Below are 18,899 nucleotides of genomic sequence, written 5' to 3' on the forward strand. Positions count from 1 at the left end.
CTGAGGAACCCCTGAGCCGGAGGGACGCGCGTGAAGGTGCTCGTGGTCGAGGACGAGGAGCAGCTCGCCGACGCCGTCCGACGCGGGCTGGAGGCCGAGGGGATCGCCGTCGACGTCATGCGGGACGGGGTCGACGGGCTGTGGGCGGCGACCGAGTCCGCGTACGACGCGGTCGTGCTGGACCTCATGCTCCCCGGCCTCAGCGGCCGCGACGTGCTCGTGAGCCTGCGGGAGCGCGGCGTGTGGACGCCGGTGCTCGTGCTCACCGCGCGCGACGGGGACGACGTGCAGGTCAGCCTGTTCGACCGGGGCGCGGACGACTTCCTGGCCAAGCCGTTCTCGTTCGACGTGCTCCTCGCGCGCCTGCGGGCGCTCGTCCGGCGAGGTGCCCCGGAGCGGCCGGTCGTGCTCGCGGCGGGTGACCTGCGCCTGGAACCGGCCCGGCGGCGCGTCACCCGCGGGGGCGTCGAGATCGCGCTCACCCCTCGCGAGTACGGCGTGCTGGAGCTCCTGCTGCGCCGGGGCGGCGACGTCGTGACGAAGCGGGAGATCCTCGACAACGTCTGGGACTCCGCGTTCGACGGGGACCCGAACGTCGTCGAGGTGTACATCAGCTACCTGCGTCGCAAGGTCGACGCCCCGTTCGACCGGACCACCATCCTCACGGTCCGGGGCATGGGCTACCGGGTCTCGACCGACGGCACCTGACGCCCGTCCGAGGGCAGCTAGGTTGCTTCCCATGACGAGCGGCGGCGAGGAGCTCGTGCTCAGCATCCGCGCGGCACGCGGCGCGGACCACCCCGTGTGGCGTGCCATGTTCCGGGAGTACGCGACGGTGGGCGGCCTGTCGGTCTCGGACGATCAGACGGCGCTGGTCTGGTCGTGGGTCCTGAGCGACGCTGCACAGACGTGCTGCTTGCTGGCGACGCAGCACGCGGCACCAGCGGGTTTCGTCCACTACCGACCGTTCGAGCGTCCGATCACGGCGAGCACCGGACTGTGGATCGACGACCTGTACGTCGCGCCGGCCTTCCGCGGGAGGGGCGTCGCCCGAGCCCTCATCGACGCGGTCCGTGGGCAGGCACGAGCGGGCGGCCATGACGTCGTCCGCTGGTCGACGCGCGAGTCCAACGTCGACGCGCAGAGGCTCTACGAGCGCATCGCGGCACGAGCACCCGTCCTGCTCTACAACGCGACGCCCTGACGTGACCTAGGTGGTCGGCGTCGGGAGCTGCACGACGAACGACGCCCCTCCGAGGTCCGACGTCCCGATCCGCACCGTGCCGCCGTGCGACACGACGAGACCGCGCACGATCGCGAGCCCCAGGCCCGACCCGCCGGCGGCCCGGGCACGCCCCTCGTCGAGCCGCGCGAACCGCTCGAACACGAGCTCGCGCGACTCCTCGGGGACACCGGCACCGTCGTCGTCGACCCGCACCTCGACGGCGTCCCGCGTCGCCGCGACCGAGAGGCGGACGTGCCGGGCGGCGTGCCGCACGGCGTTGTCGGCGAGGTTCTGCACGACGCGCTCGAGCTCCAACGGGTTGCCGCGGACGCGCGCGGGCTGCGAGACGACCTCGACCCGGACGCCCGGCGGTGGCCGCAGCGCGAACCCGACGCGTTCGACCACGTCGTCGAGGTCGACGTCGTGGTCCCGCTCGGGGGCCCCGCCCTCGGCCGACCGCGTGAGGACGAGCAGGTCGTCGACGAGCTGCTGCATCCGCTCGTTCGACCTCTCGACGGCACCGGCGGTCCGCAGCCAGTCGGCCGTCTCGGGGTGGCGCAGCGCGACGTCGAGCTCGGCGCGGACCGTCGCGAGGGGGCTGCGCAGCTCGTGGCTGGCGTCGGCCACGAACCGGACCTGCGCCTGGTGAGCGGCATGCAGGCGGTCGAGCATCCCGTTCAGGGTGACGGCGAGACGGGCGATCTCGTCCCCGGTGGCCGGGACCTCGATCCGGGTGCCGAGGTCCGTGTCGCCGATCTGGGCGCTGCGCCGGCGGATCTGCTCGACGGGCCGCAGCGCCCGTCCGGTGAGCACGTAGGTCATGGCGCCGACGACGACGACGAGCGCCGGCACGGCGACCAGCAGCGCCTGCGCCGCGTCGAGCACGGTCTCGGCGCCCTCCGCGTACGACTGCTGCACGACCACGGCGTCCGCGCCGGCGGCACCCTCGACCCCGAGCAGGACCGTGACGAACGGGCCCTCGCCGGGCCCGACGACGTCCGCGGGGACCTCGACCGCCCGGCCGGCGACCGGCGTCGCGCCGGTGAGCGGGGGCAGACCGGCGACGGCCGGGCTCGACCCGACGACCTCGCCGCCGGCCAGCACCTGCACGTGGACCGTGTCGCCCGGCCCCGGCGCGAGCTCGATCCCGTCGACGGGCGCGCCGTCGCTGGTGGTGCCGTCGGCGCCGATCTCGGCGGCGAGGTCGTGCGCCCGCGTCGTCGCCGTCGCCACGGCGCTGCGCTCGACCGAGTCGTGCAGGACCACGAGCAGCGCGAGCGACGCGAGCACCAGAGCGATCGTCACCGCGCCCATCGCGGCCAGCGCCGAGCGGGCCCGGACCGACAGGTGCCGCGGCCACGTCATGCGGCGCAGACTAGCCGCGCGACGGAGCGCGGCGCGTCGTGGACATCCGCGCGACCAGCGCGACGATCGCGAGCGTGAGCACCAGCGCGACCGGACCCGACCCGAGGGCCAGCCCGCCCCGCTCGCGGGACACCCCGAACCAGTCCGCGAAGGACGCACCGACCGGCCGCGTGAGGACGTACGCGAACCAGAACGCCGTGATCGCGCCCAGACCGCACCACCGGTACCCGACGGCCGGCACCAGCAGCACGGCGGAGAACAGCAGCCCCGCCGACAGGTAGCCGAGGTGCAGGGTCACGGCCGCGAGGTCACCCGCGGCCGTCCCGAGGGCGAACGTCACCATGACGGTCGCCCAGTAGAACAGCTCGCGCCGCGTCGTCCGGATGCTGTGGATCGACAGGGTCCCCTCGCTGCGGTGCCACAGGACGAACACCGCCCCGAACCCGACCGCGAACGCCACCGTCGACACGGCGTACGGCACGCCCAGGCCGACGTGCACGACGTCGGCCGCCATCGTGCCGAACACCCCGACCATCGACACCGCGAACCAGTACCGCCACGGCACGTACCGCCCGGACCGCAGCTGCACCACCAGCGCGACGGCCAGGCCCGCGGCGCCGAGCAGCACCGCGAGCTCCGGGGGCATCGCCCGGACGAGGTAGTCGGAGCTCGACTCGCCCATCGCGGTCGTCAGCGCCTTCGTCGCCCAGAAGATCGCCGTGACCTCCGGGACACGGCTGAGCGCCTCGGACGCGGGGGTGAGAGGTCGTACTGCGGTGGGTTCGCCGGTCGTCACGGGCCACAGGGTGGCGCGACGAACCTTGAGATCCGCTGAGGACCCACGCGGAACCTGTGGGCCCGTGCCGCGCGTCGGTCGAGGTGCGTGTCAGTGGTCGGAGGCACCCTGGTGCGCATGGTGACGATCTCCTGCTCGTGCGGTGCGGCGTCGACGACGCGGCGCAACCCGCTGCGTGGTCTGACGGTCGACGAGCGCGCGGCGCTCATCCGGTCCGCGTTCTCGGTGCACGCCGGGTTCCTCGCGGTCGAGCTGGACGGCTCGTGGCACCCCGCGCACGTCGAGCCGACGGAGGCGTGCTTCGTGCTCGCCGACCTCGACGCGATCGACGCGACGGACGGCCTCACCGGTGAGGACGCCCGCGGCATCCGTGCCCTGCTGGAGCAGTCGCACGTCGGCGGCCTGTCGCTGCCGGTCGAGGCGCAGGTCGGGTCGGTCCGGTTCCGGGTCACGCCCGCGGACGACTTCATGGGGTACGTGACGTACCTGGTGCACGACGGGCCGACGACGCTGCTGGAGGTCGGGGTGCCGCGCAGCGAGCCGCACGTGCTCGCCGAGCTCGTGGACCTCTTCCGGTCGCACGGCCGGGCGGCCGTCGTGCAGGTCGACGGTCTTGCGCCGCGGATCGGGCTGGGCGCGGCGATCGAGGGCGTGCGGCGGGCCCGGACGGCGTCGGTGGCCTGACCGGCCGTAGGGTCGCGGTCGTGAGCGCCGCACCCGTCGAACCCGCCACCGTCGAACCCGCCACCGGCGCGGACGCCGAGGCGATCCACCGGCTGCGGCGGTCGCTCGAGGACTGGATGGTGGCGCACGGCGTCGAGCAGTGGGTGCCGGGCGAGATGCCGCTGCAGCGGGTCGTCGACGAGGTCGCGGACGGGCAGTGGCACGTGGTCCGGGACGCCGAGGTCGGCCTCGCGGGCGCCCTGCGGCTGCTGTGGTCCGACGAGCCGTTCTGGGGCCCGGACCAGCCGCCCGCGGTGTACGTGCACGGGCTGATGGTCGACCGGCGCCGCAGCGGCCACGGGGTCGGGACGGCGCTGCTCGACTGGGCGGCGGCGCAGGGCCGGGCGGCCGGCGTGGGGCTGTTCCGGCTCGACTGCCGCACCACGAACCCGGTGCTGCGCGCCTACTACGAGGGCTACGGGTTCACGGTCGTCGGGCGCACGGACTTCCCGACGTTCAGCGCGACCCTGCTGGAGCTCGACCTGTCCTGACGGGCGTCGCGAACATGCAGCCCGCGCACGACGGCGGGCGGGCGGCGACGGGTGCGCAGTCCGTGCACGCGCCGGACGGGCGCACGACGAGCTCGGCGTGCACCGCGTGGTCGAGGGTGGCCGTGACGAGGTCGACGGGCAGCCCGAGCCGTTCCGCGACGCGACCGGGCCGCAGCCCCCGGTCGGTCTCACGCAGCACGTCGGCCAGCACCGTCACAGCAGCCGACCCACCTGGAAGGTGGCGACGGCGAGCAGCCACGCGAGCACGAGCTGCGCGACGACGGCACCCCCGGTCCACCGCCACCCGAACAGCCGCGCCTGCTCGGCCATCGTCGCGAGGCACGGCGTGTACGCCAGCACGAACAGCAGGAACGCCAGGGCGGCCGCCGACGGGGCACCGCCGGAGGACGTCTCGAACGTCGCGGCGAGCCGGCTGCCGAGGTCGCCCGGCTCCGACGGGTCGGAGGGCTCGGTGACGGCGTAGGTCTGCGCCATCGACCCGACGACGACCTCCTTCGCGACGAACCCGGTCATGAGCGCGGCCGACGCGTGCCAGTCCGCGAACCCCGCGGGGGCGAACACGGGTGCGATCCCGTCGGCGACCCGCCCGTACACGCTGTCCTCGACGGGCACGTCGGCGACGTGGTGGCCGGGCACGGCGGGCACGGCCATGAGCACCCACACCACGGAGAGCGTCGTGACGATGATCGCCCCGGCCTTCGTCACGAAGGAGCGCACCCGCACCCACGTCGACGCGGCGATGGACCGCAGCCGGGGACGCTGGTAGGCGGGCAGCGCGAGGACGAACGGCTCCCGCTCGACGTCGCGGAAGAACGTGCGCCGCAGCACCGCGCCGGCCCCGACGACGAGCAGCGCGGACACGACGTACATGGCGAGCACGACGGTCCCCGGGTCCCGCGGGAAGAACACGGACGCGAGCATCAGGTACACGGTGAGCCGCGCGGTGCAGGACGTGAGCGGCACCAGGAGCCCGGTGAGGAGCCGCTGCCGTGCGTGCGGGAGCACCCGGGTCGCGGACAGCGCGGGCAGGTTGCAGCCGAAGCCGACGACGAGCGGGATGACCGCGCGCCCGTCGAGGCCGACGGCCCGCATGGCCCGGTCGGCGACGAACGCGGCCCGGGCGAGGTACCCGGAGTCCTCGAGGAGCGCGATCGCGACGAAGATCAGCGCCATCAGCGGCACGAACGACAGGACGGTCGTGACGCCGGCGAGGACCCCGTCGACGACGAACGACGCGACCCAGCCGGGTGCGGGTCCGAGCACGGTCCGCACCCCGCCGCCGAGCCACCCGTTCAACGCGGCGTCGACCCCGTCCATGAGCGGCGTCGCCGCGACGGTGACGAGCTCGAACAGCACCCACATCACCGCGAGCAGCGCGGGCAGCCCGACCCACGGCCGCAGGAGGACGGCGTCGACCCGGTCGGACCACGTGCGCACCGAGCGCGGCGCCGCCCGGTCGAGCCCGGCGGCGGACATGACCTGCTGCACCCAGCCGAACAGCGCCTCCGCCTCGGCGAGCCGGTCCTCCGCCCCGTCGGGCAGCGCGGGGCGGCGCAGCCGCCGGGGCCGGGCGACGGCCGCACGGACCGTGGCGGTGAGGTCGTCGACGCCGTCCCCGGTCCGCGGGTCGACGCCCACGACGGGCACCCCCAGCGCGTCCGACAGGGCGACCGGGTCGACGACGATCCCGCGCGCCGCGGCGACGTCGCGCATCGTGAGCGCCACGACCGCCGGCACCCCGGTGCTCGCGACCTGCCCGACGAGGTACAGCGACCGGGCGACGGCCGTCGCGTCGACCAGCACCACGGCCGCAGCCACGTCCGGCCCTCGCCCCGCCAGGGTGTCCGCCGTGACGGCCTCGTCGGGCGACCGGGCGTGCAGCGAGTAGGCGCCCGGCAGGTCCAGGAGCGTCACCCCGGCGCCGCGCCACGTGCCCGACGCGAGCTCGACGGTGGTGCCCGGGGCGTTCACGACCCGCTGGCGGGCGCCCGTGACGGAGTTGAACAAGGTCGACTTGCCGACGTTCGGGCTGCCGACGAGCGCGACCGTGACGAGCCCGGTGCCGACCAGCGGCTCGGTGGTGTCGTGACAGCTCACCGGCCGACCTCCACGCGCACCGAGGCGCACGTCGGCAGGTCGAGCGCGAACCTCTCGGCACCGACCGCGACGACCCGTCCCGTCGCCCCGACGTCGTGCGTCACCTCGACGACCGCACCGGGGCGCAGGCCGAGCTCACGCAGCCGCAGACCGGCCGTCGCCGGCACGTCGACCGCGACGATCGTGGCGCGGGCACCGGGGTCGCACTGGGTGAGATCCACACCGCACACGGTGCTGTGAGGTGTGCCTCACCTCATGGGACGTAGGTCCCAGGGCACCGTGCGGCGGGCGCATCCGACTGAATCAGCAGCGCAGGGTTGAAGTGCGGGCCCCGGCGGCCCGATGCTGCGTCGTGCCCGTTGTGCCCGACGACCTGCCGCGCTCGCCCTCCGGTCGCGTCCCCCGGTGGGTCGTCGACGAGGCGTCGGGCCGCGTCGTGCAGCAGTTCGGGCCCGCCGAGCCGTTCCGGCCGGCCGGCGGATCCGGGCCGGACGAGTTCGGGCAGGTGTGGACGCCGGCCGTCCCGGCACGGCGCCGTGGGTCGCGGCCCGTCGTGCCGGTGCTGGCGCTCGTCCTCCTCGTGGGCTTCGGGTGCACGTGGTGGCTGACCGACGGCTTGTCCCGGGCGCCCGCCGGTGTCGTGGACGCCGCCGAGTCCGTCTTCGGCGTCCAGCTCTCCCCCGGGCTGCGGCCGGTGCCGCCCCCGACCGCGGAGGTCGTCGCGCTCGCGGGCGAGGCCCACCTGACGGACGAGGGACGTGAGCTGCTCTACGGCGCCCGCCCCGAGCTCCTCGGTGCCGCGGCGTTCGCGGGCCGGTGCGACGACGGGCACGCCGCCGGGGCCGTGGCCCACGACGGTGCGGTGGGCTGCTACAAGCCGGGGGACGAGTCGATCGTCGTGTACGTCCCCGCCGACGCCCGGCTGCACGGGTTCGTCGTCGAGACCGTCGCCCACGAGACGCTGCACGCCGCGTGGAACCGGCTGAGCCCCGCGGACCAGATGGTCGTGACGCCGCTGCTCGAGGCGGAGGTCGCCGCGCTGGCCCCCGACGACCCGATGCGGGCGCAGATCGACGGCTCGGTCGGCACCCATCTGGAGTCCCGGCCCACCGAGCTGTTCGCGTACGTCGGCACGCAGCTGTGGCGCGACGGGGGTCTCGCGCCCGCGCTGGAGGCCGTGTACGCGCGGTTCGTGGTCGACCGGGCTGCGCTCGTCGCCGTGCACACCGGGTTCCTCTCGCAGCTCGACACGATGCGCACCGACATCGAGGCGGCGTACCGCACCCTCGTCGACAGCGAGCAGGCGAACGCGCTGAGCCGGGCGCAGTACGACGCGGACGCCGCCGCCGTCGCCGACTACCGCGCGGAGTACCAGGCCAAGGCCGCGGAGGTCGCGGCCATGCCGGAGGAGCGCCGGGCCCGGCTGCGCCTGTCGTGGCGGTGGTGGGACGGCACGGACCTGCCGATGGCGCCCGCCGAGCAGACCCTCGCCACGGCGGCGGACCTGCTCGCCCGGGACGACGCCGAGCTGCCCGCCCGCGAGGCTGCGGTCGGGGCCGCGGAGGCTGCCGCTGCGGCGGAGCGCGCACGCCTCGACGGGCTCACCGCCGACTTCGACACCCTGCAGGCACAGCTCGACCCGACAGGCTCGCAGCCCTCGTCGTCCTGACCCTCACCGTTGTTCACCTGGTGAGCCCCCGGGTCCAGCGGCGTATGACTGGTCGCGTTCCGCCCGTGCGGCCTCGTCGCGTGCCTTCGCTTCTGCCGCCTCACGTTTGGCGGTTGCGGCGTCGGCGACTGATTGGTCGCGTTCCGCCCGTGCGGCCTCGGCGCGTGCCCTCGCTCCCTCCGCCTCCTTCTCGGCCGCCTTCAGGCGTCTCTCAGCGGACCTCGTGGCCTCTCGGACCTTGGCCTCCTGCTCCGCCAGGTCGGCGTCCGCCACCCTCCGCTTGGCGACGCTGCGCCCGTCCATCGCCAGCCCCTCGTCCTTGTCCCGGGCGCGACGCCGCTCCTCCTCGTCGTCGAGGTCCTCGACGGAGGTGGGTGGTTCGCCGGTCCGCGGGACCGTCTTGACGCCGAGGTAGCCGGCCATGCTGATCGCCAGGAGCGCGAGGAAGGTGGTGTTCAGGTCAGGGAGCGTCGAGATGTCAGAGGGGTTCTCGATCGGGACCGGGTCGCGGCCCATGAACGCGTGGATCGTCGTGAGCACGTACGCGCCGCCGAGCAGGATCGTCACGATCAGCGCCTGGAACTTCCCCACGTCGATCGTCTGGTCCGCGACGGCGCCCTCCTCGACAAGGAGGATCTGTGCGACTTCGGCGCTCCCTGGTGCGGCCGCCGCGGCCTGCCGAGAGCGGCGCCTGCCCTTGTACGTCTTCACGGCGGAGGAGGCGACCGTGGTTCCGACCGAGATCCCGAGCAGCCCCAGCACCGACTCCGGGATGGAGAACCCCAGCACCTCGATGCCCGCGCCGGTTCCGGGGTCGAACGTGAAGCGTCCGACGACCACGCCGCACACCAGCGAGAGCACGATGATCGTCCACCACACCAGCTGGAACCTGGAGAGCGAGACGCGTCCGCGTCCGTCGATGAGGATTCCGTACCAACGGGTCTTGATGACGATGCCCACCCAGGCGGCGAGGGTTACCATCGCCGCGGCCGACAGTCCCCACGCCCACCACACCGTGGTCATCAGAGTCGCACCTCGACAACGGAGACGCCGGCAGCCGGCACCGCCGCCGAGCTCGAGATCGCCACTTCGCCCCCCTACCCGCGGCTACGTTTGGGAGTTTTGTCCGGTTCGCGCAAGGCTGTCAAGGCGCCGCTGCTGCCACGACCGCTTGACACCGCTGTCGGCGGCACGCCCATCAGCACGCTCGAGGACCTCCCTGGACGCACCTAGGCGATCCAGACCACGATCCCCGTGAGGCCGTGCAGGACGGCGGCGACCCCGGCCCGGACCGCGGTGCCGCACCGGTCCGCCGTGAACGACGCCGGGTCGTACGTCGACGACGCCCCGAGCCCCTCGCCGCGGAACGACGCACCGGACCAGTCGACGGCCGTGACGTTCGCGGTGGGTTCGGCGACCTCCGCGCCGACCACGAGGAACTGCTGGTCGAGGTGGCTCGCGGTCACGGTGGCGAGCGGGTCGACGAGGTCGTTCCCGGCGCTCACGACGAGGTCCGGGTGCATCGCCGTCGCCGCCACGATGCCGCCGACCAGGTCGTCGTCCGCGACGACGGTCCGCAGGTCGACGTCCTCGTCGTCGGCCCACTGCCGCACGGCGCTGACCAGGGCTTTCGTCGGCCGGTCGTCGCCGGCGACCAGCAGCACCACGCGGTAGCCGGGCGACGGGCGCACGCCGTCCCACGAACCGGGCTGCGGGACGATCGTCGCCTCCGGGCTCGGCGTGGCCGACGGCTCGACGAACCCGGCGCCGAGGACGCCGATCGGCGTGGGAGCGGTGCGCGGGCCCGACCAGCCGTCCCCGCCTGCGCAGCCGGCGAGCATGCCAGCGCCCAGGACGGTGGCCGCCAGGACGGTCACGAGCCGACGACGGTGGTGCACGGGGATCCGTCCTCCGGGAGGAAGTGGGGGCGTGGGCCGGTCCTTCCTACCCCAGGTCACCGCCCGTTCGGACCCCTCGGAGGGGATCGGCGGTCGACGTTCCCGGGGTGTTCGTCGACGGTCCGCCCGCCGTTCATCCGGCGGGTGGAACGTGCGCTCGCCTACCGAACGGAGCACCATGCCGCGCCGCCCTGCGCTCGTCCTCGGCTGCCTCGCCGCCGCCCTCGTCACGGCCGTGCTCGGCGCGGCCCCCGCCGCGGCGCACGGGTTCAGCTCGACCGTGTACACGGACGTCACCGCGGCCGGGCAGGGGCACGTGCGCACCGCGCTGGAGCTGGAGTACGACCTGCTCGTCGTCTCCGCGGCCGACGCCGCGGGCGACGACGCGCTGTTCCAGGACGGCACCGCGGCGTTCGAGGACGGCGACCCGACCGCCCAGGCGGACGCCCTCGAGGCGCACGCCGACGCCGTCCTGGCCTACGTCGCGGACCGGTTCACGGTGTCGTCGGCGGACGAGCCGTGCACGCCCGCGGTCGACGGCGACGTCCGGATGACGCAGCGTGAGGGCGTCCCGCACGCCGTCCTCGTGCTCGACCACGCGTGCGCCGCCTCGGACGGCACCCACGAGATCAGCAGCGGCCTGTTCCCCGACGCCGAGGGCTTCGTCCGCGACACCACGACGATCGTGACGTACTCGCTCGACGCCCGGCACGGCAGCGCCGCCCTCGACGCGGAGCACCCGCAGTTCTCGACCGCGCAGACGTGGACGGAGCGCTTCGCGACGTTCTTCCGGCTCGGCGCCGAGCACCTGCTGACCGGCCTCGACCACATCCTGTTCCTGCTCGCCGTCATCGCCGGGTCGCGGCGGCTGCGGGAGATCGTGCTGGCCGCCACGACCTTCACGGTGGCGCACTCGGTGACGTTCATGCTGGCGGCGGCCGGGCTCGTCGCCGTGCCCGCGGCGGTCGTCGAGCCCGTCATCGCGCTGTCCATCGCGGTGGTCGCCGGGTGGCACCTGTGGCAGATCCGGTGGGGCGGCGACCGGGCGACCGAGCTGGACGTGCCGGGCGGCCACCTCAGCCTCGACCGGGCCGGGTGGGCGCGCCTCGCGGTCGTGTTCGCGTTCGGGCTGGTCCACGGGCTCGGGTTCGCCGGGGCGCTCGGGATCGACGAGGCGTTCTCCTGGACCCTCCTGTGGTCGCTGCTCGTGTTCAACGTCGGCATCGAGACCGTGCAGCTCGCGATCATCGCCGTCGTCTTCCCCGTGCTGGTGCTCGTACGCCGGCGCTCGCCGCAGCTCGGCCTGTGGGCCACGGGGTCGATCGCCGCCCTCGTCTCGGGGATGGGCCTGATCTGGTTCCTGCAACGCGTGACCGGCGGCTGACCAGGTGTTCTGCTCCGGGCAAGCGTCCGGTCCGTCCGTGTTCGCCGGGGGTTCACCGGGGACCGGGAGGGTGACGCCGCCCCACCTCATTCCCCTGGGATACGAAGAGAACGGACGACGCATGTCTTTCTCCACCGCGACACCGGGACAGGCCCCGGTCCGGCGCACCTCGCGCCACCGGGTGTCCGTACGGCTCGCTGCCCTCACCCTCGGCCTGAGCGTCGCCCTCGGCGGCGTGTGCGCCGCCCCGGCGCTGGCCGACGCCCCCACCGCCCTCACCGGCATCGTCCTCGGCGTCGGCGCCGACGAGTCCCAGCGCATCGTCACCTGGTACTCCTCGACCGACACCGCGCAGCAGGTCCAGGTCGCCCCGGCGCCCGCCGTCGTCAACGGGGTCTTCCCGGCCGACGCGCTGACGTTCTCGGCCGTCGGCTCCGCGAACATCGCGACGAGCGGCGGGTTCAACCGCCACGCGACGCTGTCCGGCCTGGCGGAGAGCACCGCCTACACGTACCGGGTCGGCGCGGAGGGGTCGTGGTCGCCCGCGTACACCTTCAAGACGCAGTCGTTCGAGGGGGACTACGACTTCCTGTTCTTCGGCGACCCGCAGATCGGCTCGTCGGGCAACACCGCGAAGGACCAGGCCGGCTGGACGGACACGCTCGACGTGGCGCTCGCGGCCAACCCGGACGCGGAGCTGCTCGTCTCGGGCGGCGACCAGGTCGAGACCGCCAACACCGAGTCGCAGTGGGACGCGTTCCTCGCGCCCGACAAGCTGCGCCAGTACCCGTGGGCCGCGACCATCGGCAACCACGACGTCGGCGGCAAGGCGTACGAGCAGCACCTGTTCACGCCGAACACGGACCGCTCGGCGCCGCTGTACGCGAACGGCCAGCCGACGTCGAACACGTCCGGCGGCGACTACTGGTACATCTACAAGGACGTGCTGTTCATCGACCTGAACAGCAACTCGTACGCGACGAGCCAGGGCGGCGGCGGCGACGCGGCGCACCTCGCGTACGTCACGGACGTCATCGACCAGCACGGTGACGAGGCGAAGTACAAGGTCCTCGTCTACCACCACGCGATCTACTCGCCGGCCGACCACGCGAAGGACGGCGACAACAAGGTCCGCCGCGTCGACTTCCCGACGACGTTCTCGAACCTCGGCGTCGACCTGGTGCTCCAGGGCCACGACCACAGCTACTCGCGCAGCTACCTCATCAAGAACAGCGCGAAGGCGGACCCGGCCGAGCAGCCCGGCCAGGCCGACGTGTACCCGGGCCCCGGCGGCGTGCTCTACGTGACGGCGAACTCGGCGTCCGGCTCGAAGTACTACGACCTCACGACGCCCGACAGCAGCGGCACGAGCGGTGCCGGCAACGGCGCGGACCCGCTGAACCCGAGCAGCTACTGGTACAACTCGGTCCAGAACCAGGAGCACGTCCGCACCTACGTGAAGGTCCAGGTGCGCGACGACCAGCTCGTCGTCGAGAACGTCCGCAGCGGCTCGTGCGCGGCCCCGAACGCGGCCGTCGAGCTCGGCAAGGTCGCCTGGTGCGGCCCGGACAGCGGCGCCACGGCCGCCCAGCCGGTCGGCTCCCTCGTCGACAAGGTGACGGTGCACCAGTACCACGGTGCCGGTCAGGACATCCAGGTCGACGTCCCGGACGCAGCCCCGGGCGAGTTCGGCTGGACGATCGACGGCCACAACGGCCTCGTCGACCTCGGCACGGCCGTCGAGCAGAACGGCTCGTTCGCGGCGACCGGGCAGATCAACCCGATCACCGTCTCGGACACCCGCCGCTCGCGGGCGCCGTGGTCCATCTCGGCCTCGGTCGGGACGTTCCAGGACGGCACGAAGACGTTCTCCGGGAAGTACCTCGGCTGGACCCCGAAGGTCGTGCAGCCGGGTGCCGGCGCGCAGGCCGGGGCGGCCATCCAGTCCGGCTTCGTCGCCGGCGACGGCCTGTCGGTGTCGCGGAACCTCGGCTCCGCGACGCAGGGCCACGACAAGGGCGAGGCCAAGCTCGGCGCCGACCTGGACCTGCGGATCCCGGACGACGTCGCGAAGGGGAGCTACCGCGCGACCCTGACGATCACCGCGCTGAGCAGCTGACCTGCTGATCCCCGGTGGGGTGGGTGCCGCGACGGCACCCACCCCACCACCCGTTCCCGTACCGACCCCGAGGACCACCGTGATGCGCACCAGTCCCGCCCTCCGTCCCGCCGCGACCGTCCTCGCCGTCGCCGCATCCCTCGCCCTCGGCCTCGTCGCGCTCGGTGCGGGGTCCGCCGTCGCAGCCGACACCGACGTCACCTGGACGGTCCGGACGGCCTCGAACGCCCTGGGCGCCGACCGGACGGGGTTCGAGTACACGGTCGACCCCGGCGGCACGGTCGACGACGCGATGGTCGTCGCGAACCACGGCACGACCCCGCTCGACCTGGCCGTGTACGCGGCCGACGGCTACACCACGGACAGCGGCGGGTTCGACCTGCTCGTCGCCGGCGAGAAGTCGCACGGCGTCGGCGCCTTCGTGGCGACGAAGGCCGACCACGTGACCGTCCCGGCCGGCGAGACCGTCGACGTCCCCTTCACCGTCACCGTCCCGGACGACGCCACGCCGGGCGACTACGCGGGCGGCCTGGTCACGTCGCTCCAGGCGCCCGACGACGAGGCCGGCATCGACGTCGACCGCCGCCTCGGCATCCGCGTCGACCTGCACGTCGGCGGCGAGCTCGCCCCGGCCCTCGCGATCGAGGACGTCCACGTCGCCTACTCGGGCACCCTGAATCCGTTCGGCAGCGGCGACGCGACGGTCACGTACACGCTGCACAACACCGGCAACACGGCCCTGTCCGCGGCGCAGGCCGCGTCGACCTCCGGCCCGTTCGGCTGGCTGACGACGTCCGCCGCCGCCGTCGCCGCACCCCCGGAGCTGCTGCCCGGCGAGAGCTGGGAGGTCACCGCGACCGTGCCCGACGTGACGCCCGCGTTCCGGCTCACCGCCACCGCGACCGTGTCGCCGCTGCTCACGGACGCGTCCGGCTCCACGACGTCCCTCGCACCGGTCGTCGTCACCGCCGGCACCTGGGCCGTCCCGTGGACGCTGATCGCGCTCGTCGTGCTGCTCGCCGCGGCCGTCGTCGTCGGGCTGCGCGTGCTGCGCCGCCGCCGCGCGCAGAGCAAGGAGCGTGAGGACGCCCGCGTCCAGGAGGCCGTCGCCGACGCGCTCCGCGAGCGGGAGGTCACGACGCACTGACCGGCGCGCGCCTCGCGCGGCAGGATGGGCGCATGCCCGACGACGCCCGTCCCGTCCTCGTCACCGGTGGCACCGGCACCCTCGGCCGCGCCCTGGTCCGCACCCTGCTCGACGACGGCCGTGCCGTCCGGGTGCTGAGCCGCCGCGAGCCGACACCGGCCGCACCGCAGGCCGTCGACTTCGTCACCGGCGACCTCCTCACCGGCGAGGGCGTCCGCGAGGCCGTCGCCGGCGTCTCGGCCGTCGTGCACTGCGCGAGCGACCCTCGGCACCCCGACCGCGACCTCGACGCCGCCGCCCAGCTGCTCCTCGCCGCACGGGCGGCGCAGGTGCCGCACCTCGTCTACATCTCGATCGTCGGCGTCGACCGGGTGCCGCTCGGGTACTACAAGATCAAGCACGAGGTCGAGGACCTCGTGGAGAACGCGGGCGTCCCGTGGACGATCCTGCGCGCGACCCAGTTCCACGACCTCGTCGCGACGATGCTGGGACAGCTCGCGAAGGCGCCGGTCGTCGTCGTCCCGGACGGGCTGCTCGACCAGCCCGTCGACGTGCGCGAGGTCGCCCGTCGGCTCGCCGACCTCGCCCGGCAGGAGCCGCAGGGCCGCGTCCCGGACCTCGGCGGCCCGCAGGTCCTCACCGTCGCCGAGCTCGCCCGGACGTACCTGACCGCGACGGGTCGTCGTCGTCCCGTCTGGTCGGTGCCGCTCGTCCTGCGCGCGACGCCGTTCCGGGACAACGGCCACCTCGCCCGCGAGCACGCCGTGGGCCGCACCACGTTCGCCGAGTGGGTGCAGCAGCGGACCGGTTCTCCCGCGGCATAAACCCTTGGCAGCCTCACGGGCGCGACGTACGGTCGTCGGACACGGGAAGGAGGTGGTCCGGAACATGAAGTCTTCCAGGACGCGTGAGGTGACTGTCCGCTAGTCGCCCGGAACATCGGACGGATTGTCGATCCGCCCGTGCGCCAGCCGGACCACCCGGCGGGGCGGCGAGCGAATCCCGGCAGTCACCGCAGCCCGTGGGCACGCCGCGACCTCGTCCTACGCGGCAGGACCTCTCCGGAGGCCCGGCCCACGGGCTGTTCCATGCCCGGACGCACGCCCGACGCACGCCCGGGGGGACGGCTGTCCCGGACCCGACCGCCGCACTCGTGGCAGGGTGGTCCGGTGGCCCTCAAGAACCCCGCCCAGATCGACCAGATGCGACCCGCCGGGACGTTCGTCGCCGGTGTGCTGTCCTCGCTGCGCGACGTCGCCCGCGTGGGCATGACGCTCAACGACCTCGACGCGCACGCGCACCGCATGATCGACGCGGCCGGCGCGCACTCCGTCTACCTCGGCTACCACCCGTCGTTCGGCGCGATCCCGTACCCGGGCGTGCTGTGCACGTCGGTGAACGACGCGGCGCTGCACGGCCTGCCGTCGGACCGAGTGCTGCAGGACGGTGACGTGCTGAGCGTCGACTTCGCCGCGAAGGTGCAGGGGTGGGTTGCGGACTCCGCGATCACGTTCCAGGTCGGCTCGACGACGCCTGAGGCGCAGGCGCTCATCGCCGCGACCGAGCAGGCGCTCGCGGCCGGGATCGCCGCCGCAGTCCCCGGCGGGCGCATGGGCGACGTGTCGGCGGCGATCGGTGCCGTCGGCCGGGGGGCCGGGTACGGCATCAACGCCGACTTCGGCGGGCACGGCGTCGGCCGGACCATGCACGAGGACCCGCACGTCGCGAACCTCGGCAAGCCCGGGACGGGGCTCAAGCTCAAGGCCGGGCTCGTGATCGCCATCGAGCCGTGGTTCATGGCCGGCGGCGACGACTACGTGATCGACGACGACGGCTGGACGATCCGCACCGCCGACGGCTCGCTCGCGGCGCACGCGGAGCACACCGTCGCCATCACGAAGGACGGCCCGCTGGTCCTCACGGCCCGCGACTGACCCGGACGACGGGCTGACGACTTCGTCGCGCGGGTCGCGACGAAGTCTTCAGCCTCGTCTGGGGCCCGGGTCAGGCCCAGGCCCGGGCCCGGTCAGAGCGACTTCTGGTACGTCCGCATCGCCTGCACCGACCAGGCCGCGACGACCGCCGCGAGGACCGTCAGCAGGGCGCCGCGCGAGGCGACGAGCCCCCAGTCGACGTCCGTCGACATGGCCGTCCGGCCGATCTCCGTGGCCCACGTCAGCGGGTTGTAGCGGGCCACCGTCTCGACCCAGTCCGGGAGCAGCGCCACCGGCATCAGGGCCGTCGAGAGGAACGTCGCGGGCAGCACGATGATCGTCGAGATGCCGATGAGGGCCGTCTGGTCCCGGGCGAGCAGCGCGACGGCCGCCGACAGCGAGCAGAACGCCGCCGCGAGCAGCAGGGACGCGACGAGCGCGACGGCCAGGCCGAGCACCCCGCCGTCGTACCGGGCACCCGCGAGCCAGCCGATGCCGAGCACGATGACGCCCTGGACCGTCGCCATGAGGAGCTGCTGCGCGAGCTGCCCCGCGACGAGCGACGACCGGTGGACGGGCGACGACAGCAGCCGGTCCATCACTCCGGAGCGGATGTCCTCGATGAACCCCGTCCCCGCCCACGCCCCGGAGTACAGGACCGTCATCATGAGGATGCCCGGCACGAGGAACGTCAGGTAGTCGCCCGCCCCGAACCCCGGCACGGTCGCGATCGACTCGAAGACGTTGCCGAACAGGACGATCCAGATCACGGGCTGGATCACCGAGACGCCGAGCCCCCACGGCTGACGGACGAGGTCGACGGTCCAGCGCCGGCACACCTCCGCGGTCTGCGTGGCCCACGACGCCCGGCCGCCGGTCGGGCGCCCGGTCTGGACGAGCGCGCTCATCGGGCCACCTCCGACCGCTCGACGCGGACGGTCCCGGTCGCGTCGTGCGGCGACGAGCCGTCCGACGAGCCGTCCGGGGACGCATCCGGCGACCCGGACGAGGTCGCCGCCGACTCCGCCGCGGTCCACGACCGTCCCGCGTGCCGCAGGTACACGTCGTCGAGCGTGGGCCGCGAGACGCCGACCGCGCCGTGCCGCACCCCGGCGGCCTGCAGCGCGGCGATCGTCGGGCCGACCACGGCAGGCCCGTCGGGCGTGCGCGCCACGAGCCGACCGGTGGGTCCCTCCACGTGGACGACGACGTCGCCGAGCCCGGCGATCCTCGCCGCGACCGAGCGCACGAGCACGGCGTCCGGCTCGACGAGGTCGACGGTGAGGGTGTCCCCGGCGAAGGCCGCCTTGAGCTCGTCGGGCGACCCGGCCGCGACGACCCGCCCGCGGTCGATGATCGACAGCCCGTCGGCGAGCCGGTCGGCCTCCTCCAGGTAGTGCGTGGTGAGCACGACGGTGAGCGAGTCCTCGCCCGCGAGCCGCCGGATCTCGGCCCACATCGACGCGCGCGCCTCGGGGTCGAGCCCGGTCGTGGGCTCGTCGAGGAACAGCACCTGCGGGGCGTCGACGAGCCCGAGGGCCACGTCGAGCTTGCGCCGCATCCCGCCGGACAGGACGCCGGTGCGCCGGTCGGCGGCGTCAGCCAGACCGAACCGGTCGAGCAGCTGCCCGGCCCGGTCCAGGGACGCGGACCGCGACGCGCCACGCAGGCGGGCGGTCATCGCGAGGTTCTCGCGGGGGGTGAGCAGCACGTCGGCGCCGGTGCCCTGGGACACGTAGCCGATGCTGCGGCGGACCTGGTCGGCGTGCCGGACCACGTCGTGCCCGGCGACCCGGGCGTCGCCGGCCGAGGCCCGCGACAGGGTGGTGAGCACGCGCGTGGTCGTCGACTTGCCCGCGCCGTTGGGGCCGAGCAGCCCGTGCACGGTGCCCGCGGGCACGGTGAGCGTGAGGCCGTCGAGGGCCCGGACGTCGGGTCGGCCGCGGCCCCCCGGATAGGTCTTGATGAGGCCGGTGGCCTCGACTGCCAGCTGGGTCGGCATGGATCGTCTCCTCGGTCGGCCGACCGAG

At 74.0% G+C, this 18,899-nt stretch carries 19 protein-coding genes; 10 read left to right on the forward strand and 9 right to left on the reverse strand.

Annotation, left to right across the window (positions count from 1 at the left end; translation table 11 throughout):
- Positions 1 to 30 precede the first annotated feature (30 nt).
- Positions 31 to 708, forward strand: a complete 678-nt coding sequence (locus Cch01nite_RS07635; protein ID WP_203750695.1) for a response regulator transcription factor — start codon at positions 31 to 33, stop codon at positions 706 to 708.
- Between the two features lie 31 nt (positions 709 to 739).
- Complete coding sequence (locus tag Cch01nite_RS07640; RefSeq protein WP_203750698.1) at positions 740 to 1,204, forward strand: GNAT family N-acetyltransferase; 465 nt, start codon at positions 740 to 742, stop codon at positions 1,202 to 1,204.
- Between the two features lie 6 nt (positions 1,205 to 1,210).
- Here the strand turns inward: Cch01nite_RS07640 and Cch01nite_RS07645 are convergent, their stop codons facing one another.
- The gene (locus Cch01nite_RS07645) at positions 1,211 to 2,590 is read right to left on the reverse strand and encodes a sensor histidine kinase (protein WP_203750701.1); all 1,380 of its coding nucleotides are present in this window, start codon (positions 2,588 to 2,590) and stop codon (positions 1,211 to 1,213) included.
- 10 nt (positions 2,591 to 2,600) lie between these two features.
- Positions 2,601 to 3,386: a COG4705 family protein gene (locus tag Cch01nite_RS07650; RefSeq protein ID WP_203750704.1), complete on the reverse strand. Its 786-nt coding sequence runs from the start codon at positions 3,384 to 3,386 to the stop codon at positions 2,601 to 2,603.
- 117 nt (positions 3,387 to 3,503) lie between these two features.
- Between Cch01nite_RS07650 and Cch01nite_RS07655 the strand changes: the two genes are divergently transcribed.
- Entirely contained in the window at positions 3,504 to 4,070 is a 567-nt protein-coding gene (locus tag Cch01nite_RS07655; protein WP_203750707.1) for a hypothetical protein, read from the forward strand.
- A 20-nt stretch (positions 4,071 to 4,090) separates the two neighbouring features.
- Positions 4,091 to 4,600, forward strand: a complete 510-nt coding sequence (locus Cch01nite_RS07660) for a GNAT family N-acetyltransferase (protein WP_239070032.1) — start codon at positions 4,091 to 4,093, stop codon at positions 4,598 to 4,600.
- Here the strand turns inward: Cch01nite_RS07660 and Cch01nite_RS07665 are convergent.
- The 3 genes from Cch01nite_RS07665 to Cch01nite_RS07675 are packed head-to-tail and all read right to left on the reverse strand — an operon-like array spanning position 4,566 to position 6,939.
- Positions 4,566 to 4,817 (reverse strand): hypothetical protein, encoded by a 252-nt coding sequence (locus Cch01nite_RS07665; protein WP_203750709.1) that lies wholly within the window; start codon positions 4,815 to 4,817, stop codon positions 4,566 to 4,568. The genes Cch01nite_RS07660 and Cch01nite_RS07665 overlap by 35 nt on opposite strands.
- Complete coding sequence (gene feoB, locus Cch01nite_RS07670) at positions 4,814 to 6,718, reverse strand: ferrous iron transport protein B (protein WP_203750711.1); 1,905 nt, start codon at positions 6,716 to 6,718, stop codon at positions 4,814 to 4,816. Before feoB ends, Cch01nite_RS07665 begins: the two co-directional genes overlap by 4 nt.
- Positions 6,715 to 6,939 carry a FeoA family protein gene (locus Cch01nite_RS07675; protein ID WP_203750713.1) on the reverse strand — a complete coding sequence of 75 codons (225 nt, stop codon included), beginning with the start codon at positions 6,937 to 6,939 and terminating at the stop codon, positions 6,715 to 6,717. Before Cch01nite_RS07675 ends, feoB begins: the two co-directional genes overlap by 4 nt.
- A 131-nt stretch (positions 6,940 to 7,070) precedes the next feature.
- Here Cch01nite_RS07675 and Cch01nite_RS07680 point away from each other — a divergent pair, with 131 nt between their 5' ends.
- Complete coding sequence (locus tag Cch01nite_RS07680; RefSeq protein ID WP_203750714.1) at positions 7,071 to 8,387, forward strand: hypothetical protein; 1,317 nt, start codon at positions 7,071 to 7,073, stop codon at positions 8,385 to 8,387.
- 3 nt (positions 8,388 to 8,390) lie between these two features.
- Here the strand turns inward: Cch01nite_RS07680 and Cch01nite_RS07685 are convergent, their stop codons facing one another.
- Both Cch01nite_RS07685 and Cch01nite_RS07690 read right to left on the reverse strand, forming a co-directional pair.
- Positions 8,391 to 9,410, reverse strand: coding sequence for a hypothetical protein (locus Cch01nite_RS07685; RefSeq protein ID WP_203750716.1), 1,020 nt, complete (start codon positions 9,408 to 9,410; stop codon positions 8,391 to 8,393).
- 206 nt (positions 9,411 to 9,616) lie between these two features.
- Complete coding sequence (locus Cch01nite_RS07690; RefSeq protein ID WP_239070033.1) at positions 9,617 to 10,285, reverse strand: type 1 periplasmic-binding domain-containing protein; 669 nt, start codon at positions 10,283 to 10,285, stop codon at positions 9,617 to 9,619.
- A gap of 178 nt (positions 10,286 to 10,463) precedes the next feature.
- Between Cch01nite_RS07690 and Cch01nite_RS07695 the strand changes: the two genes are divergently transcribed.
- From Cch01nite_RS07695 to map, 5 genes are all read left to right on the forward strand, one after another.
- A complete protein-coding gene (locus tag Cch01nite_RS07695; RefSeq protein WP_203750718.1) occupies positions 10,464 to 11,669 on the forward strand; it encodes a HupE/UreJ family protein in 1,206 nt (401 codons plus the stop codon).
- Positions 11,670 to 11,790: 121 nt separating this feature from the next.
- Positions 11,791 to 13,788 (forward strand): purple acid phosphatase family protein, encoded by a 1,998-nt coding sequence (locus tag Cch01nite_RS07700; protein ID WP_203750721.1) that lies wholly within the window; start codon positions 11,791 to 11,793, stop codon positions 13,786 to 13,788.
- Between the two features lie 82 nt (positions 13,789 to 13,870).
- Complete coding sequence (locus Cch01nite_RS07705) at positions 13,871 to 14,935, forward strand: WxL protein peptidoglycan domain-containing protein (RefSeq protein WP_203750723.1); 1,065 nt, start codon at positions 13,871 to 13,873, stop codon at positions 14,933 to 14,935.
- A gap of 32 nt (positions 14,936 to 14,967) precedes the next feature.
- Complete coding sequence (locus Cch01nite_RS07710) at positions 14,968 to 15,759, forward strand: SDR family oxidoreductase (RefSeq protein ID WP_203750726.1); 792 nt, start codon at positions 14,968 to 14,970, stop codon at positions 15,757 to 15,759.
- Between the two features lie 345 nt (positions 15,760 to 16,104).
- On the forward strand, positions 16,105 to 16,869 hold the full coding sequence (gene map, locus Cch01nite_RS07715; RefSeq protein WP_203750729.1) for a type I methionyl aminopeptidase: 765 nt from the start codon (positions 16,105 to 16,107) through the stop codon (positions 16,867 to 16,869).
- 92 nt (positions 16,870 to 16,961) lie between these two features.
- On the opposite strand, the gene Cch01nite_RS07720 is transcribed toward map, so the two are convergent.
- Positions 16,962 to 17,777, reverse strand: coding sequence for an ABC transporter permease (locus Cch01nite_RS07720; RefSeq protein WP_203750731.1), 816 nt, complete (start codon positions 17,775 to 17,777; stop codon positions 16,962 to 16,964).
- Entirely contained in the window at positions 17,774 to 18,871 is a 1,098-nt protein-coding gene (locus tag Cch01nite_RS07725) for an ABC transporter ATP-binding protein (protein ID WP_203750741.1), read from the reverse strand. Before Cch01nite_RS07725 ends, Cch01nite_RS07720 begins: the two co-directional genes overlap by 4 nt.
- Positions 18,872 to 18,899 lie beyond the last annotated feature (28 nt).

The organism is Cellulomonas chitinilytica (assembly GCF_016862675.1).
In the GTDB taxonomy this organism is placed as follows: Bacteria; Actinomycetota; Actinomycetes; order Actinomycetales; family Cellulomonadaceae; genus Cellulomonas; species Cellulomonas chitinilytica.

What these genes read in the sequence shown, in the direction of transcription:
- Cch01nite_RS07640 (WP_203750698.1), top strand. Translation starts at nt 740, where the DNA reads ATGACGAGCGGCGGCGAGGAGCTCGTGCTCAGCATCCGCGCGGCACGC.
- Cch01nite_RS07645 (WP_203750701.1), bottom strand. Translation starts at nt 2,590, where the DNA reads ATGACGTGGCCGCGGCACCTGTCGGTCCGGGCCCGCTCGGCGCTGGCC.
- Cch01nite_RS07655 (WP_203750707.1), top strand. Translation starts at nt 3,504, where the DNA reads ATGGTGACGATCTCCTGCTCGTGCGGTGCGGCGTCGACGACGCGGCGC.
- Cch01nite_RS07685 (WP_203750716.1), bottom strand. Translation starts at nt 9,410, where the DNA reads ATGACCACGGTGTGGTGGGCGTGGGGACTGTCGGCCGCGGCGATGGTA.
- Cch01nite_RS07695 (WP_203750718.1), top strand. Translation starts at nt 10,464, where the DNA reads ATGCCGCGCCGCCCTGCGCTCGTCCTCGGCTGCCTCGCCGCCGCCCTC.
- Cch01nite_RS07700 (WP_203750721.1), top strand. Translation starts at nt 11,791, where the DNA reads ATGTCTTTCTCCACCGCGACACCGGGACAGGCCCCGGTCCGGCGCACC.
- Cch01nite_RS07705 (WP_203750723.1), top strand. Translation starts at nt 13,871, where the DNA reads ATGCGCACCAGTCCCGCCCTCCGTCCCGCCGCGACCGTCCTCGCCGTC.
- Cch01nite_RS07710 (WP_203750726.1), top strand. Translation starts at nt 14,968, where the DNA reads ATGCCCGACGACGCCCGTCCCGTCCTCGTCACCGGTGGCACCGGCACC.
- Cch01nite_RS07720 (WP_203750731.1), bottom strand. Translation starts at nt 17,777, where the DNA reads ATGAGCGCGCTCGTCCAGACCGGGCGCCCGACCGGCGGCCGGGCGTCG.
- Cch01nite_RS07725 (WP_203750741.1), bottom strand. Translation starts at nt 18,871, where the DNA reads ATGCCGACCCAGCTGGCAGTCGAGGCCACCGGCCTCATCAAGACCTAT.